Below are 14,379 nucleotides of genomic sequence, written 5' to 3' on the forward strand. Positions count from 1 at the left end.
GCCCGGCCCGCGTGAACCCGCCCGACCTTCCCCCTGCCCGCCCCCCACGCGATGCGGCCACCGGCTTCATCGATGTCACCGCCAAGCTGTCGCTGCTGATGGCGGCGCTGTCCATTGTCTGGAGCCTGCTGCAGCTGCTGGCCGTCGGCCTGCTGCAACACCTGGACGTGGCCGGCTGGCTGCAGCAGCAGGCCCTCCCGGTTCCGGCAGCGGTGCAGTGGGCCGCGCAGCACCTGCTGGGCCTGTCACTGTTGCTGCTGCTGGCCTCGCTGGCGTTTCTGGGGGTGTCCTGGGGCCTGCTCAAACGGCGCGAGTGGGGCCGCATCGGGTTCATCGTGTTTGCGCTGCTGGTGGCATTGGCCAATTTCGCCTTCCTGCCGCTGGTCCAGGACATGTTCAACAGCATGTACCTGATCATGCCGGCCGAGCTGCTCGATTCACCGCAAGGCCAGGAGCTGCGTGCACAACTGCGCCTGAGCCAGTGGACCACCCTGCTGACCGCTGCCGTCACCGCCGTGGCCATCGCCGTGCTGCATGGCTGGCTGGTGATCAAGCTGCAGCGTGTGGACGTCCGCAGGCAGTTCCGCTGAGCGCGGCAGCGGCACGATACCGCCCCCCGCAGCACGCCGCCGCTCCGTACCCGCCCGGCACGGCGGCAGCGCAGGCCTGCGCTAAAGTACGCACATGAATGAATTCGACCGCGTACGCGACTACCTGACCGGCCTGCAGGACCGCATCTGCAGCACCATTGAACAGGCCGATGGCCAGGCGCGCTTCATTGAAGACCGCTGGCAGCGCGCCGAAGGCGGCGGTGGCCGCACCCGCATCCTGCGCGAAGGTGCGGTGTTCGAGCAGGCCGGTATCGGTTTTTCCGATGTCGCCGGCACCCGCCTGCCGCCGTCGGCCTCGGCCAACCGCCCGGAACTGGCCGGCGCCTCCTGGCGTGCGTGCGGCGTGTCGCTGGTGTTCCATCCGCGCAACCCGTACCTGCCCACCACCCACGCCAATGTGCGCTATTTCCACGCCGAGCGTGATGGGCAGAAGGTCGCCGCATGGTTCGGGGGCGGCTTCGACCTGACCCCGTTCTACCCGTTCGACGAAGACGTGCACCACTGGCACACGGTCGCGCGCGACCTGTGCAGGCCCTACGGCGCGGAGCGCTACGAGCAGCACAAGCGCTGGTGCGACGACTACTTCTTCCTCAAGCACCGCAATGAGACACGCGGCATCGGCGGCCTGTTCTTCGACGACCTGCATGACGATTTCGACACCGACTTCGCCTATCTGCGCGCGGTCGGCGACGGTTTCCTCGATGCCTATCTGCCGATCGTGGAGCGGCGCAAGCACACGCCTCATGGCGAGCGCGAACGCGAGTTCCAGCTGTACCGGCGTGGCCGCTATGTCGAGTTCAACCTGGTCTACGACCGCGGCACGCTGTTCGGCCTGCAGAGCGGCGGCCGCAGTGAAAGCATCCTGATGAGCCTGCCGCCACGGGTACGCTGGGAGTACGGCTTCCAGCCGGAGCCCGGCAGCGATGAAGCGCGCCTGGCGGACTATCTGGTGCCACGCGACTGGCTGGGCGCCTGACCGTCAACGCGACTCCGGGCGCTGGATGATGGCGATACGGCCGTTGGTTTCCAGCAGCGCCACTTCGACATCCTCCAGCGCCGCGCAACCGGCCTCACGCATGGCATGCTCGAAATCGGCCTTGCTGACCAGCTCGCGCCTGAGCACGCCCCGCAGCACCCGGCCATGCCGGGCCAGCACCACCGGCTCGCCTTCGATCACCTTTTCCGCCCATGGACTGCGCGCGCTGATCCAGCCCACCACATAATTCAATGCGATCAGCGTGGCCGCCAGCAGCAGCCCGCCACCGAGCGAGGTGTCCTGGCCCAGCAACGCGTTCTGCACCGCATTGCCCAGCAGCACGATCAGCAGCATGTCGAACGGTGTGAACTGGCCCAGCGCGCGTTTTCCGGCCAGACGCACCATCACCAGCACCACGGCATAGACGATCACCGCGCGCAGCACGAATTCCCACCACGGCATCGCCAGTGCGAACAACTCGGACATCTCCCCGACTCCCACGACACGTTGGCCGTCGATGCTCGCGTAGCGGCAATCAACGGCATGCGAGGGCGTGATGCCCCAAATAAAAAGCCCCGCCGACCAGGGGGGGGTCGACGGGGCCGGGGAGCGGGCATTTGGGGAGTAATCCCCGCTCCGAGATCTGCTCCAGGGGATGGGAGAGATCCGCGACAGACATTGCGTCTGCCGGGGACTATATGAGCATTCCCAACATTGATGGTTCGTGAAGAATTGCGCTGAAAACCGTGGTGATTAAGGGGTTATTCATCCGAAAACGCCTTGGCGAAAAGTGAATGCGTCGCACGATATGCAACGTTCCATTCGCATCACCAAATCACCCCACTCAGCGCCCAATCCGCAGGTCAGTGCGCCTCATCCCAGTTGTCGCCGATCCCGCAATCCACCACCAGCGGCACGCGCAGACTGGCCGCCGCACACATCCGTGCCACCACTTCGCTGCGCAGCGTGTCGATGAAATCGGCATCGGCCTCGAATACCAATTCATCGTGGACCTGCAGGATCATCAGCGCGCGCTCGCGATGATCGGCCAGCCACGCATCCACACTGACCATCGCCCGCTTGATGATGTCCGCCGCGGTGCCCTGCATCGGTGCATTGATCGCGGCGCGCTCGGCGCCGGCACGCAGGCCCTGGTTGCGGGCGTGGATATCGTTCAGGTACAGCCGGCGACCGAACAGCGTCTCCACATAACCCTGTTCACGTGCCTGCACGCGCATGCGCTCCATGAAGTCGCGGACCGCCGGATACCGGCTGAAATACAGCGACACATAATCCTGCGCCTGGCCGCGATCGATGCCCAGGTTCTTGGCCAGCCCAAACGCACTCATGCCGTACATCAGACCGAAGTTGATCGCCTTGGCGGCGCGGCGCTCGTTGGCGGTCACTTCGTCCAGCGCGCGACCGAACACTTCAGCCGCCGTCGCGCGGTGCACGTCGGCGCCCTGCTCGAACGCACGCACCAGACCCGGATCCTCGGAGAGGTGGGCCATGATCCGCAGCTCGATCTGCGAGTAGTCGCAGGCCATCAGCTTGCGTCCCGGCGGCGCGACAAAGGCCTTGCGGATACGACGGCCGTCATCGGTGCGCACCGGGATGTTCTGCAGGTTGGGATCGGACGAGGACAGGCGGCCGGTCGCCGCACCGGACTGGTGGTAGCTGGTGTGGACGCGGCCGGTCTGCGGATTGACCATTTCCGGCAGCTTGTCGGTGTAGGTGCTGCGCAGCTTGGCCAGCCCGCGGTATTCCAGGATCACCCGCGGCAGCTCGTGCTGCTCGGCGATCGCTTCGAGTGCTTCTTCGTTGGTGGACGGTTGGCCCTTGGGGGTTTTCACCAGCGCCGGCAGGCCCAACTCGTCGAACAGCACGGCCTGCAGCTGCTTGGGCGAATCCAGGTTGAAAGTATGGCCGGCCAGCTCGGTGGCCTTCTGCTGCGCGGCCAGCATGCGGGCGGACAGGTCGCTGCTCTGCCGCTTCAGTTCGACCGCGTCGATGCGCACGCCATTGGCCTCGATCCGCGCCAGCACCGGCACCAGCGGCATCTCGATCTGGCGGTAGACCTTTTCCAGCGCCGGTTCAGCCGCCAGCTGTGGCGCCAGCACCCGGTGCAGGCGCAGGGTGATATCGGCATCTTCGGCGGCATAGCTGCCGGCCTCGTCGATACCGACCTGCGCGAAGGAGATCTGCTTGACCCCCTTGCCAGCCACCTCCTCGAACTTGGTGGTGGTGTAACCCAGGTAGCGCTGCGCCAGCGAATCCATGTCGTGGCGGGTGGCGGTGGAGTTGAGCACGAAACTTTCCAGCATCGTGTCGTCGGCATAACCCTGCACATCGACACCGTGACGGCGCAGCACGTGGATGTCGTACTTGCCGTGCTGGCCGAGCTTCTTCTTGCTGGCGTCTTCCAGCAGCGGCCTGAGCGCATCCAGCACCTGCTGCATCGGCAGCTGCGCCGGCGCCCCTGGATAGAGATGGCCGACCGGAATATACGCGCCCTTGCCAACCTCCACCGCCAGGCTGATACCGACCAGGTTGGCGCGCATCGCGTCCAGCGCGTCGGTCTCGATATCGAAGGCGAATTCGTCGGCGGCCTGCAGACGTTGGACCCAGGCCTGCAGCTGTTCCGTGGTGAACACCGTCTCGTACTCGCCCTTGGCCGCCATGGCCGGATCCAGGCCGCTCACTGGCGCGCTATCGACCGCCCTGGCATAGCCGGCGGCAGTGCCGCGCAGGCTGGGCTTGCTGTCGGCGGCCACTTCCGGCGCGGCAACGCCGCCCAGTTCGCGCAGCGCCTGGGTGAAGCCATAGCGCGCGTACAGCTCGCGCAGCGACTCCGCGTGCTGCTCGCGCAGCTTCAGGTCGCGCGGGCCCTGTTCCAGCGGCACATCGGTGCGGATGGTGACCAGCTCCCGGTTCAGCGCCAGCCGCGGCAGCGCGGCGCGCAGGTTTTCGCCGATCTTGCCCTTCATACCCGGGGCGGCGGCAATCACGCCCTCCAGGTCGTTGTACTCGGCCAGCCACTTGGCGGCGGTCTTGGGACCGCACTTCTCCACGCCAGGCACGTTGTCGACGGTGTCGCCCATCAGCGCCAGGTAGTCGACGATCTGCGTGGCACGCACGCCGAACTTGTCCATCACCGCGGCATCGGAATCGGTGCGGCTGCCGGTCATGGTATTGACCAGCACCACGCCCGGTCGCACCAGCTGGGCGAAGTCCTTGTCGCCGGTGGAGATGGTCACTTCCAGCCCGTCGGCAGCAGCCTGCAGCGCCAGGGTGCCGATCACGTCATCGGCTTCCACACCTGGCACGCGCAGGATGTCGATGCCCAGCGCCTGCACGATGTCGCACATCGGCTGCACCTGCGCGCGCAGGTCGTCGGGCATCGGCGGCCGGTTGGCCTTGTAGTCGGCATAAAGCTCATCGCGGAAGGTCTTGCCCGGCGCATCGACCACGAAGGCGACGTATTCGGGTTTTTCCTTCAACGTGGCGCGCAGCATGTTGACCACGCCGAACAGGGCGCCGGTGGGCTCGCCAGCGGCGTTGGACAGGGGCGGCAGCGCATGGAACGCGCGATACAGGTAACTGGACCCGTCAATCAGGACTAATCTGCTCATGCGGCGATTCTACGCGGCACGCCCGCACCGGCGGCGCCATGGACAGCGCATAATCGAGACCACAACCTGGCGCTCGGAGCCCTTCATGAAAAACCTGATGCTGTTTTCCCTGTTGGCACTGGCCGGTTGCGCCAGCAGCGGCACGCGCGGCGATGCGCCCGTGGACGTGGCCGGCGCTGACGTCGTATCGCGCACGCAGGACAACGGCGATCTCGTCGAGGAATACCGCATCCAGGGCCAGCTGCGCATGGTCAAGGTAACCCCGGCACGCGGCGCACCGTATTACATCTACGACCGCAACGGCGACGGTCGCATGGACAGCGACAAGGACGGCGCCTCGCCGGTGTACTGGAAGCTGTACAGCTGGTGATCGCCGGCACCGCAACCGGGGGAGGTTGGAACGTGACTTGCTTTGAGCCATGTCCCATCCCCCGCCCCCAGCGTCACCCATGAATTCGACTGAACGCCGCCAGCCCCCGACTCCCTCGCCGTCGCAGAACGGGCTCAACCACGCGCAGCAGCAGGCGGTGGAAACCCTGGAGCATTTCGGCTGGCAACTGCGCTTCGTACGCCGCCCGCTGTTCCGCGACGCGGTGCCGGTGCTGTTCGACCGCGACGATGCGCGCTACGTGGTGGTGCAGGCCGATGGCAGCCTGGACGAATCGCAGACCCTGGCACTGCGCGCGCCACGCGAAAACAACATCCTGAACTTGCGCCGCGCGTAACCGGCGCGACCTGCCGCCGCGCATGCGGGTGCAGGCACCCTACGGCAGATCCCGCTGCACTGTGACCAGATGCGACGCTGGGCGTCGCCAGCAGTGCGATCGCAGGTACACGCCGGATTCGTCCAGTCGTACCGGCGCAGGGCCGGCACGACGTGAATGTCAGCGGATCACCAGCACCGGCACCGTGCTGCGGGCCAGCACTTCGGCGGTCTGGCTGCCCAGCAGCACGCGCGAGATGCCGCGATGGCCGTGCGAGGTCATCACCAGCAGATCGCTGCCACAGGCCTGAGCAGTGTCGATGATGCCGTCGGCCGCATAGCGATCCAGTACGTGATGGGTCTTCACATCGGCGACACCGGCGGCCTGGGCGGCCTGCAGCGCCGGCTGCAGGATCTTCTGCGCGGCGTCTTCGCGGTCCTGCTTGTACTCCGGTGTGGCTTCATAGCCGGAGCTCCAGCCCATCGCGTCATACATGCCGACCGCCCACGGCTCGGACACGTTGACAATATCCACATGCGCACCCAGCTGCGCGGCCAGTTCCAGGCCCTTGGCCAGGCCCTTGCCGGCAAGCTCGGAACCATCGGTGGCGATCAGAATGCTCTTGTACATGGTCTGCTCCCTGAAAGTACCCGCGGGCGCGGGGACACCACCATGACATACCAGACGTTCAGGTTCCGCCTTGACCCTGATCAAACCGGCGGACGGGTGGCGGAGGCGGTGTTTTCACGGCCGGACCACGCCGGCTCCTATGATCTGACCGCTGACGCTCCCCACCATGGCTCCGTATGACCCGTGCCGCATCGACCGTTCTGGGACTTGTGCTGGCCCTGGCGCTGCTGCCCGGGGCAGCGGCGCAGGACACCTCCCCGGTGCCCCCTGCCAACGGCGCAGCGGCCACGCCCACCGCCAGCCCCCGCCCGATCGCGCTGGAGGACATCCCGGCACGGGCGGACACCGACGAGCGCTACGCTGACGAAGTGCTGGTCCGCAGCACCCAGGATCTGCCGATCCAGCGCAGCGCCGAACCGGAACTGCGGGCGATCGAGCAGTCGGTGGATGCCAAGGGCGGGATGTTCGCCTACGCCGAACTCAGACGCCTGCCCGTACTGCGCCTGGAAAGCCTGGAGCGCCACTGGAAGTTCGATGCGCTGCGCTTCAGCCATTGGAAGCAGGAGCTCCGGGCCAGCACCGATCCCTACGCGCGCGACGCCGCCGAGCTGTCCGGCCGGCGCGCGTTGTGGGAGGCCACGCGCCGCGCGTATCCGCCCGGGTCGCTGCCGGAGGCGCTGTCACAGCGGATCGATACGGTCATCGCCCGTCTGCGCCAGGCCGAGAACTCGTTGTCCAGCCCGCTGCAGCAGCAGATGGAACTGGGGCGACGCGCCAACCTGCTCGATGCCCGGATCCGCAGCGGCGCACACGCGGTGGCCGCCGCGATCGAACATATCGATCGCCGCCTGTTGCGGATCGATGCACCGCCCTTGTGGACAACCAGCGCCTCGGCCGCGGTCAATGACAGCATGCGCCAGGTGCTGCGCAAGGAACTGGCACTGGAGCTGGAGTTCATGCGCCAGTACGCCGAGGCGGGGCTGGGCAACCAGCGGGCACTGCGCGCCCTGGAAATCGTACTGGTGCCACTGCTGGGCTGGCTGGCGTGGAGGACCCGGCGTACCCCGCAGGTGGATGCGACCACCGCGGCCTCGGCGCAGGTGCTGCTGCGCCCGGTGTCGTGCTGGGTACTGCTGTCGATGATCGGGGTCATGGTACTGGAGCCGGATGCCCCGTTGCTGTTGCACCAGATCACCATGGTCGTGGCATTGATCCCGGTACTGCGCCTGTTACCGGCCCCGGCGCGCGCCCTGCTGGGTCCGTGGCCCTATCTGGCCTCCGGCTTCTATCTGCTGCAGCGGCTGGGTTTCTTCCTGCTGGCCAACCACCCGCTGTATCGCTGGTACTATCTGCTGCTGGCCGCGGCGATGCTGCTGCTGACCCTGTGGCTGCTGCGGCTGGCCCGTCGGCACACAGCCGATGCCAGCGCCTCGGTACGCACGGCGGCACGGGCGTTGGCGTGGACCGCGGTGGCGCTGCTCAGCGGCTCGATCGTGAGCAATGTGCTGGGCAATGTATCCATGGCGGTGATGCTGGCCGGCGGCATCATCGATTGCGGCTACATGGCACTGGTGCTGTACGCCGCGCTCGCGGTGTTCTCGGCATTGCTGCGGACACTGCTGGCCCAGCCCGGCCTGCACCACCTGCGGCTGCTGCAGGCGCATCGCGAAAGCCTGGCCGACGGCATCATCCGGGTGATGCGGCTGGGTACCGCGGCGGGGTGGCTGGTGTTCGCCATGGAGCGCTTCCGGGTCTTCCGCCCGCTGTGGTCGCTGGCCCAGTCGGCACTGACACGCCGGCTCGAATATGGCGAACTGTCACTGAGCCTGGGCGATGTGCTGGTGTTCTTCGTCTCGGTGTTACTGGCCTTCTGGATCGCCCGCTCGCTGCGACTGGTGCTGCAGGAGGAAGTGCTGGCGCGGATGTCGCTGCCGCGCGGTGTGGGCAACAGCGTTGCCTCGCTCAGCTACTACGCGCTGCTGCTGATCGGCCTGCTGCTGGCGTTGTCAGCCGCCGGCTTCAAGGTCGGGCAGCTGACCTTCCTGTTCGGCGCGCTGGGCGTAGGTATCGGACTGGGCCTGCAGGGCGTGGTCAACAATTTCGTCTCGGGCCTGATCCTGATGTTCGAACGCCCGTTGCAGCCGGGCGATGTCATCGATTTCGACGGCACCAGTGGCCGCGTCCACAACATCGGCATGCGCGCCACCACCTTGAAGACATTCGAGGGCGCCGATGTGGTCATCCCCAACGGCATGCTGCTGTCGGAGAAGCTCACCAACTGGACCCTGCTGGACAGCAGCCGCCGGCTGAGCGTGGACGTGGGCGTGGCCTATGGCAGCGATGTGGCACAGGTGCAGGCGCTGTTGAGCCAGGCCGTCAGCGACACCGCGCATGTGGCGACATTTCCGCCACCGTCGGTGTTCTTCCTGGGCTTTGGCGCCAGCTCGCTGGACTTCTCGGTGCGCGCCTGGACCCATGACGCGGACAACTGGATGGGTGTGCGCAGCGCACTGGTAGCCAACCTCCATGCTGCGCTGAGCCGGGCGCAGATCGAGATACCGTTCCCGCAGCAGGACCTGCACCTGCGCTCGGTGGACAAGACCGCCGCCGAAGCATTGTTCCGCCGGGCGACGGGCACCGGCCACCCTGCCGGTACGGACGCGCCGCCTGCCTAGCCGCGCGTCGCGGCTACAGCAGCGTCAGGTTGGCGTAGGCCAGCACCAGCCACTTGCTGCCAGCCTCGGCGAATTCCACCTGCACCCGCGCATGCGCGCCGCTGCCCTCATAGTCGGTGACCATGCCTTCGCCGAACTTGGGGTGGGTGACCAGCGCACCGAGCCTGATCGGCGGCAGCTCGATGCTGGCGTGGCCGCCCATCACCCGGTTGGCGCCCAGCGAGGCCGGTCGCGACACCTGCACCTTGGGGCGAACCTCGTTGAGCAGCTCGCGCGGGATCTCGCGCAGGAAGCGTGACGGCAGGCTGTAGTTGTCCTGGCCATGGATGCGACGCGACTCGGCATAGCCGAGCACCAGCTTCTGCCGCGCGCGGGTGATACCCACATAGGCCAGACGCCGCTCCTCCTCCAGCCGCCCGCTCTCTTCCAGCGACCGCGCGCTCGGGAACAGACCTTCCTCCATGCCGGCCAGGAACACCAGCGGGAATTCCAGGCCCTTGGCCGAGTGCAGCGTCATCAGCTGCACGCCCTCCTCGCCCGCCTGGGCCTGGCCTTCGCCCGCCTCCAGAGAGGCATAGGACAGGAACGCGACCAGCTCGCTCATGTCCTCGGCGCCCTCTTCGATATCGTCTTCGCGGCGCACGAAGCGCGAGGCCACCGAGACCAGTTCGTCCAGGTTGTCGATACGCGATTCCGAGTCCAGCGCATTGCGACTTTCCTTGCCCCAATGCTCGCGCAAGGCCGAGCGTGCCAGCACGTGATCGATCCGCTCGGCCAGATCCATCTCACCGGATTCGGCAGCAAGCTGGCCGATCAGGGTGATGAAACCGGCCAGCGCATTCCTGGCGCGCGAGGTCAGGTCGGTGCCCTGGGTGGCCAGCATCGACGCTTCCCACAGCGACAGCGCCTGCTGCCGCGCGATGCGCCGCACCTCATCCAGCGTGCGCTCGCCGATGCCGCGCGTCGGCGTGTTCACCGCGCGCTCGAATGCGGCGTCATCGTTGCGGTTGGTCATCAGCCGCAGGTAGGCGAGTGCATCCTTGATTTCGGCACGTTCGAAAAAGCGCATGCCGCCGTACACGCGGTACGGCACCTGCTCGCTGAGCAGGGCCTCTTCAAACGCGCGCGACTGCGCATTGCTGCGATAGAGCACGGCGACATCGCCATAGCTGCCGCCGTCACGCACCCACTGGCGGGCGCGCTCGACCAGATAGCGCGCCTCGTCCATCTCGTTGTAGGCGGCGAACAGGTCGATCGGATCGCCATCACCGCTGTCGGTCCACAACTGCTTGCCGATCCGGTCCGGGTTGTGTGCGATCACCGCGTTGGCGGCGTTGAGGATGTTGGCGCTGGAACGGTAGTTCTGTTCCAGGCGGATGGTCTGCGCGCCGGGGAAATCCTTCAGGAAGCGCTGCACATTCTCGACCTTGGCGCCACGCCAGCCGTAGATGGCCTGGTCATCATCACCGACCACGAACACGTTGCCACTGTCACCGGCCAGCACCCGCACGAAGGCGTACTGGATGGCGTTGGTGTCCTGGAACTCGTCGACCAGGATCTCGCGAAAGCGCGCGCGATAATGCGCCAGCAGTGCCGGGTTGTCGCGCAGCAATTCATGCGCGCGCAGCAACAGCTCGGCGAAATCGACCAGCCCGGCGCGGTCGCAGCGCTCCTGGTAAGCGGCGTAGGCCTGACGCATGGCCTCGCCCCAGTGGTCATGCGGCTCGGGCTGGATGTGCGCCGGACGCCGGCCCTCATCCTTCTGCGCGTTGATCCACCACATCACCTGCTTGGGCGGGTACTTGCCGTCGTCCAGCTCCAGCTGCTGCACCACACGCTTGACCAGCCGCAGCTGATCGTCCGAATCCATCACTTGGAAGGCTTCGGGCAACCGGGCATCGGCCCAGTGCAGGCGCAGCAGACGATGGGCCAGACCGTGGAAGGTGCCGATCCACATGCCACGGCTGCCCTGGGCCAGCTGCGCGTCGATGCGATGACGCATCTCGCCGGCCGCCTTGTTGGTGAAAGTCACCGCGAAGATGCCATGGGTCGGCACGCCGATGACTTCGTTGAGCCAGGCGATGCGGTGGGTGAGTACGCGGGTCTTGCCGGAACCGGCGCCAGCGAGGATCAGGTGATGACCGGGAGGCGCGGAAACGGCCTCGCGCTGGGCTGCATTCAGCCCGTCGAGCAGGTGGGAAACATCCATGGACGCATTTTACGGGAAGCGCCCGGTCCCCGCCGCATGGCAGCTAGTGCTGCAGCTGCTGCAACAGGGTCGTGGCCGCGTGTGCGGCCTGCCCGCGCAATTCGGGGATGGCCAGACTTTCCCACAACCGGCCGATGCGCAGGCTGCCCAGCACCTGCAGGCGTGTCTCGATAGTGCCGTGGGCATCGATCAGGCTGCCATCGGGCGCGCTGTCGATACCGATCCCGTGCGGTCCCGGACGCGCTACGCCACTGCCGAGCAGCTGCTGCAGCAAGGTGTTGCGCATGGCCTGCGCCCGCATCTCCACACCGGTGGCGTTGATCGCACAGTGCACATCCAGCTGCAGCGGCCGACGACGGATGTCGTGGGCCAGCAGTTGCACGCAGGCCCCTTCGCTCACTACCGCCTGCAAGCGGCCGCGATGCACCTGCAGGCGTCCCTGCTCGGCCAGTGTCAGCAGCTGCGCGTGCACCGGTGCGGCAACGCGGTGCCGGTGTACGTCCCAGTAGCGCACCACGTGGCGCAGAAAGCGCCGCTGGTCATCGAACGACAGCGACTGCCACAGCGCCTGGCCCAGCGGGCGGATGCGCTCCATCACGCTCTGCCACGGAATGCCGCGCGCACTCGCCTCGGCCGCATGCCGGCGCAGCGCGCGCATGCGCTGGCGCAGGCTCATCGCCAGCAGCGGTTGCGGATCGTAGTCGGCCGCCGGCCCGGCCGCGTGCGGCAGCGGCAGCAGCGCATGCCGCGACAGCACGTGGATGGCCCCGTGATGGCCGCTGGCAAGCAGCGACATCACGGTGTCGACCATGCTCAGTCCGGAACCGACGATAGCCACATCCGCCGCCGGGGAGATAGCACGCACGGCCGGGTAATCCCATGCCTCGACCCGCTTGCCGGCGGGCAGCGCACCGGCGCCTCGTGCCGGCAGCAGCCGCAAGGCATTGCCAGGTGCCAACGCCACCGCCCGCGCGCGCAGCTGCGCACCTGAATCCAGCGCGAGGGTGAAGCCCTCGGCATCGGCCTGCAGCGCCCGCACATGTTCGGCGCGGACCTGCAACTGCGCGATGCTGGCAGCGGCGGCCTGCTGCAGGCGCAGGCGCAGGTAGTCCGCATAGTGCTGTCGTGGTACGAAGCGGTGGGCCAGCGTGTCGCGATCCAGCGCCGGGAAGGCCTGCACGTCCTGCAGGTAATCGAGAAAATCCTCCGGCTGCGCCGCAAAACCGCTCATCTTGGCCACGGGCACATTGAGCAGGTGCTCGGGATAGGTCGTGGCGTACGCCACGCCCCGGGCCAAGGGCAGATCGGGCTCCAGAATCAGCACCCGCAACGGCCGCTGCGCCTCACGCAGCACGCCAATAGCCGTGAGGGTGCCGGCAGCGCCACCACCGATGATGGCCAGGTCGTACACATGCGTAGTATCGATAACGCTCATAGGCCGGATTGTAGGGGATGGCATGCCCGCGACTGATGCCGTCAGGGCAGGTGCCCATGGGCGTGATACCCGCGATGTTTCATTCCGCAGAAACGCAGAACCCGCCTTGCGGCGGGTTCCGGATGAAACGCAAAACCGGCAATCCCGGGGGATTACTTGATCTTGCCTTCCTTGTACATCACGTGCTTGCGCACCACCGGATCGTACTTCAGGAATTCCATCTTCCCCGGGGTGTTCTTCTTGTTCTTGTCCGTGGTGTAGAAGTGGCCAGTGCCGGCCGAGGAAATCATACGGACCTTATCGCGCTTACCTGCCATGATTATTTACTCCTCAGACCTTTTCGCCGCGGGCACGCAGCTCAGCCAGAACGGAATCGATACCGTTCTTGTCGATGGTGCGCAGTGCATGCGCGGAAACACGAAGCTTGACCCAGCGGTTCTCGCTGGCAACCCAGAAGCGACGCTCATGCAGGTTCGGCAGGAAACGACGGCGGGTCTTGTTGTTGGCGTGCGAGACGTTGTTACCTGTCTGCACACCCTTACCGGAAACTTGGCATACGCGGGACATTGCGCACCTCGATAATATTGATGACTTCCTTAGCCAGGAAGACGGCGGCCCCGGCGGTTGCCCGCCACGCGTCATGGGAATCAAAGGGTTACGCTGTCGAGGATGTCCGGATGACGTGTTCCCGGCCACCGATCCGGAGGTTTCCGGACACAGCGAGCCGGAAATTATGCCCAAGGGCAGGCCAAAGCGCAAGTCCACGCCCGGAACACGGGCGACCGGGGGCTATTCCGGGGCAAATGCCAAGGCCCGGCGCCAGCGCAACGGCTGGGTGGCCCGGCCCGGATCGGGTGGGAACACGGTCAGGTAGCCGGCAGCGATGGCCCGTTCACGCAAGCGCTCACCGACGCCTTCGGCCACCTCCACCTCGACATGGGTCACGTGCCCCTGCGGGTCGACATCCATCGCCCACACCAGCCGGCCCACCCATTGCCCGGCCGGGATCGACGCATCGTAGTTCGGGCGGCCAGCCACATAGGGAGCCGAGCGCGTCAGTTAGTGCGGTGAATCCTCGATACGCGGATCGACCCGGACCTTGGCCGTCCCGGTACGGCCATCGCCGAGGACGACGTGCACCGTCCAGTCCCCCGCCGCGCCCCCAGCGGCCAGATCGGCCGGGTAGCACCGTTTGATTCCGCGATAGTCATCATGCTGCTGCAGTGACACCTGCGCACCCTCGGCATCCCGCAGTTCAATCTGCAAGCCGCCCACATCCGTGGAAACCGCATTGGCGGCAATGCAGATCTGATGGCCGTGGTCGCCCTGCATGACGAACTGGCGGTTCTGCTGGCGGGCCAGCGCCTCCACCGGCGGCTTGGACCACAAGAACTCGATGTAGAGGTCAGGCGCCTGAGCGGCAACATTGCCGCCACCGAGCAACAGCAGCCCCATCACCACAGACTGACACACGCGCATTGACTGCCTCCCGGAGCCGACCACCGGA

At 66.6% G+C, this 14,379-nt stretch carries 14 protein-coding genes; 5 read left to right on the top strand and 9 right to left on the bottom strand.

All coding sequences use genetic code 11. The features are described 5' to 3' along the window. Positions 1–11: 11 nt before the first annotated feature. Together ACVOMH_RS10445 and hemF are read left to right on the top strand one after the other, a co-directional pair. Positions 12–590, top strand: a complete 579-nt coding sequence (locus ACVOMH_RS10445) for a hypothetical protein (RefSeq protein WP_481551916.1) — start codon at positions 12–14, stop codon at positions 588–590. A 94-nt stretch (positions 591–684) separates the two neighbouring features. Next, entirely contained in the window at positions 685–1,587 is a 903-nt protein-coding gene (gene hemF / locus ACVOMH_RS10450; protein WP_481551917.1) for an oxygen-dependent coproporphyrinogen oxidase, read from the top strand. A gap of 3 nt (positions 1,588–1,590) precedes the next feature. Here hemF and ACVOMH_RS10455 read toward each other — a convergent pair whose 3' ends face one another. Both ACVOMH_RS10455 and polA read right to left on the bottom strand, forming a co-directional pair. Beyond that, on the bottom strand, positions 1,591–2,073 hold the full coding sequence (locus tag ACVOMH_RS10455) for a DUF421 domain-containing protein (protein WP_054659788.1): 483 nt from the start codon (positions 2,071–2,073) through the stop codon (positions 1,591–1,593). Positions 2,074–2,450: 377 nt separating this feature from the next. Beyond that, on the bottom strand, positions 2,451–5,219 hold the full coding sequence (gene polA / locus ACVOMH_RS10460; protein WP_481551918.1) for a DNA polymerase I: 2,769 nt from the start codon (positions 5,217–5,219) through the stop codon (positions 2,451–2,453). Positions 5,220–5,304: 85 nt separating this feature from the next. On the opposite strand from polA, the gene ACVOMH_RS10465 reads away from it, so the two are divergent. Then, on the top strand, positions 5,305–5,589 hold the full coding sequence (locus ACVOMH_RS10465; RefSeq protein ID WP_054660491.1) for a DUF2782 domain-containing protein: 285 nt from the start codon (positions 5,305–5,307) through the stop codon (positions 5,587–5,589). Between the two features lie 79 nt (positions 5,590–5,668). Further along, a complete protein-coding gene (locus ACVOMH_RS10470) occupies positions 5,669–5,944 on the top strand; it encodes a hypothetical protein (RefSeq protein WP_481551919.1) in 276 nt (91 codons plus the stop codon). 159 nt (positions 5,945–6,103) lie between these two features. On the opposite strand, the gene ACVOMH_RS10475 is transcribed toward ACVOMH_RS10470, so the two are convergent. Then, positions 6,104–6,553: a universal stress protein gene (locus ACVOMH_RS10475; RefSeq protein WP_054660487.1), complete on the bottom strand. Its 450-nt coding sequence runs from the start codon at positions 6,551–6,553 to the stop codon at positions 6,104–6,106. 176 nt (positions 6,554–6,729) lie between these two features. Here ACVOMH_RS10475 and ACVOMH_RS10480 point away from each other — a divergent pair, with 176 nt between their 5' ends. After that, the gene (locus tag ACVOMH_RS10480; RefSeq protein ID WP_481551920.1) at positions 6,730–9,228 is read left to right on the top strand and encodes a mechanosensitive ion channel domain-containing protein; all 2,499 of its coding nucleotides are present in this window, start codon (positions 6,730–6,732) and stop codon (positions 9,226–9,228) included. A gap of 13 nt (positions 9,229–9,241) precedes the next feature. Here the strand turns inward: ACVOMH_RS10480 and uvrD are convergent, their stop codons facing one another. The 6 genes from uvrD to ACVOMH_RS10510 form a co-directional block, all read right to left on the bottom strand. Next, positions 9,242–11,437 carry a DNA helicase II gene (gene uvrD, locus ACVOMH_RS10485; RefSeq protein WP_481551921.1) on the bottom strand — a complete coding sequence of 732 codons (2,196 nt, stop codon included), beginning with the start codon at positions 11,435–11,437 and terminating at the stop codon, positions 9,242–9,244. A gap of 43 nt (positions 11,438–11,480) precedes the next feature. Then, positions 11,481–12,872 carry an FAD/NAD(P)-binding protein gene (locus ACVOMH_RS10490; protein ID WP_481551922.1) on the bottom strand — a complete coding sequence of 464 codons (1,392 nt, stop codon included), beginning with the start codon at positions 12,870–12,872 and terminating at the stop codon, positions 11,481–11,483. Positions 12,873–13,024: 152 nt separating this feature from the next. Next, the gene (gene rpmG / locus ACVOMH_RS10495) at positions 13,025–13,192 is read right to left on the bottom strand and encodes a 50S ribosomal protein L33 (protein ID WP_172675037.1); all 168 of its coding nucleotides are present in this window, start codon (positions 13,190–13,192) and stop codon (positions 13,025–13,027) included. A gap of 10 nt (positions 13,193–13,202) precedes the next feature. Beyond that, entirely contained in the window at positions 13,203–13,439 is a 237-nt protein-coding gene (gene rpmB / locus ACVOMH_RS10500; RefSeq protein ID WP_057505668.1) for a 50S ribosomal protein L28, read from the bottom strand. A 222-nt stretch (positions 13,440–13,661) separates the two neighbouring features. Then, positions 13,662–13,910, bottom strand: a complete 249-nt coding sequence (locus tag ACVOMH_RS10505) for a hypothetical protein (RefSeq protein WP_256202284.1) — start codon at positions 13,908–13,910, stop codon at positions 13,662–13,664. 21 nt (positions 13,911–13,931) lie between these two features. Continuing rightward, positions 13,932–14,345 (bottom strand): hypothetical protein, encoded by a 414-nt coding sequence (locus tag ACVOMH_RS10510; protein ID WP_481551923.1) that lies wholly within the window; start codon positions 14,343–14,345, stop codon positions 13,932–13,934. Positions 14,346–14,379: the final 34 nt, after the last annotated feature.

This window comes from Stenotrophomonas sp. STEN013, assembly GCF_056760355.1.

Excerpts from the sequence above, each read along its gene's own strand:
- hemF (WP_481551917.1), top strand. The coding sequence starts at position 685 with ATGAATGAATTCGACCGCGTACGCGACTACCTGACCGGCCTGCAGGAC.
- ACVOMH_RS10455 (WP_054659788.1), bottom strand. The coding sequence starts at position 2,073 with ATGTCCGAGTTGTTCGCACTGGCGATGCCGTGGTGGGAATTCGTGCTG.
- polA (WP_481551918.1), bottom strand. The coding sequence starts at position 5,219 with ATGAGCAGATTAGTCCTGATTGACGGGTCCAGTTACCTGTATCGCGCG.
- ACVOMH_RS10465 (WP_054660491.1), top strand. The coding sequence starts at position 5,305 with ATGAAAAACCTGATGCTGTTTTCCCTGTTGGCACTGGCCGGTTGCGCC.
- ACVOMH_RS10470 (WP_481551919.1), top strand. The coding sequence starts at position 5,669 with ATGAATTCGACTGAACGCCGCCAGCCCCCGACTCCCTCGCCGTCGCAG.
- ACVOMH_RS10475 (WP_054660487.1), bottom strand. The coding sequence starts at position 6,553 with ATGTACAAGAGCATTCTGATCGCCACCGATGGTTCCGAGCTTGCCGGC.
- ACVOMH_RS10480 (WP_481551920.1), top strand. The coding sequence starts at position 6,730 with ATGACCCGTGCCGCATCGACCGTTCTGGGACTTGTGCTGGCCCTGGCG.
- uvrD (WP_481551921.1), bottom strand. The coding sequence starts at position 11,437 with ATGGATGTTTCCCACCTGCTCGACGGGCTGAATGCAGCCCAGCGCGAG.
- ACVOMH_RS10490 (WP_481551922.1), bottom strand. The coding sequence starts at position 12,872 with ATGAGCGTTATCGATACTACGCATGTGTACGACCTGGCCATCATCGGT.
- rpmB (WP_057505668.1), bottom strand. The coding sequence starts at position 13,439 with ATGTCCCGCGTATGCCAAGTTTCCGGTAAGGGTGTGCAGACAGGTAAC.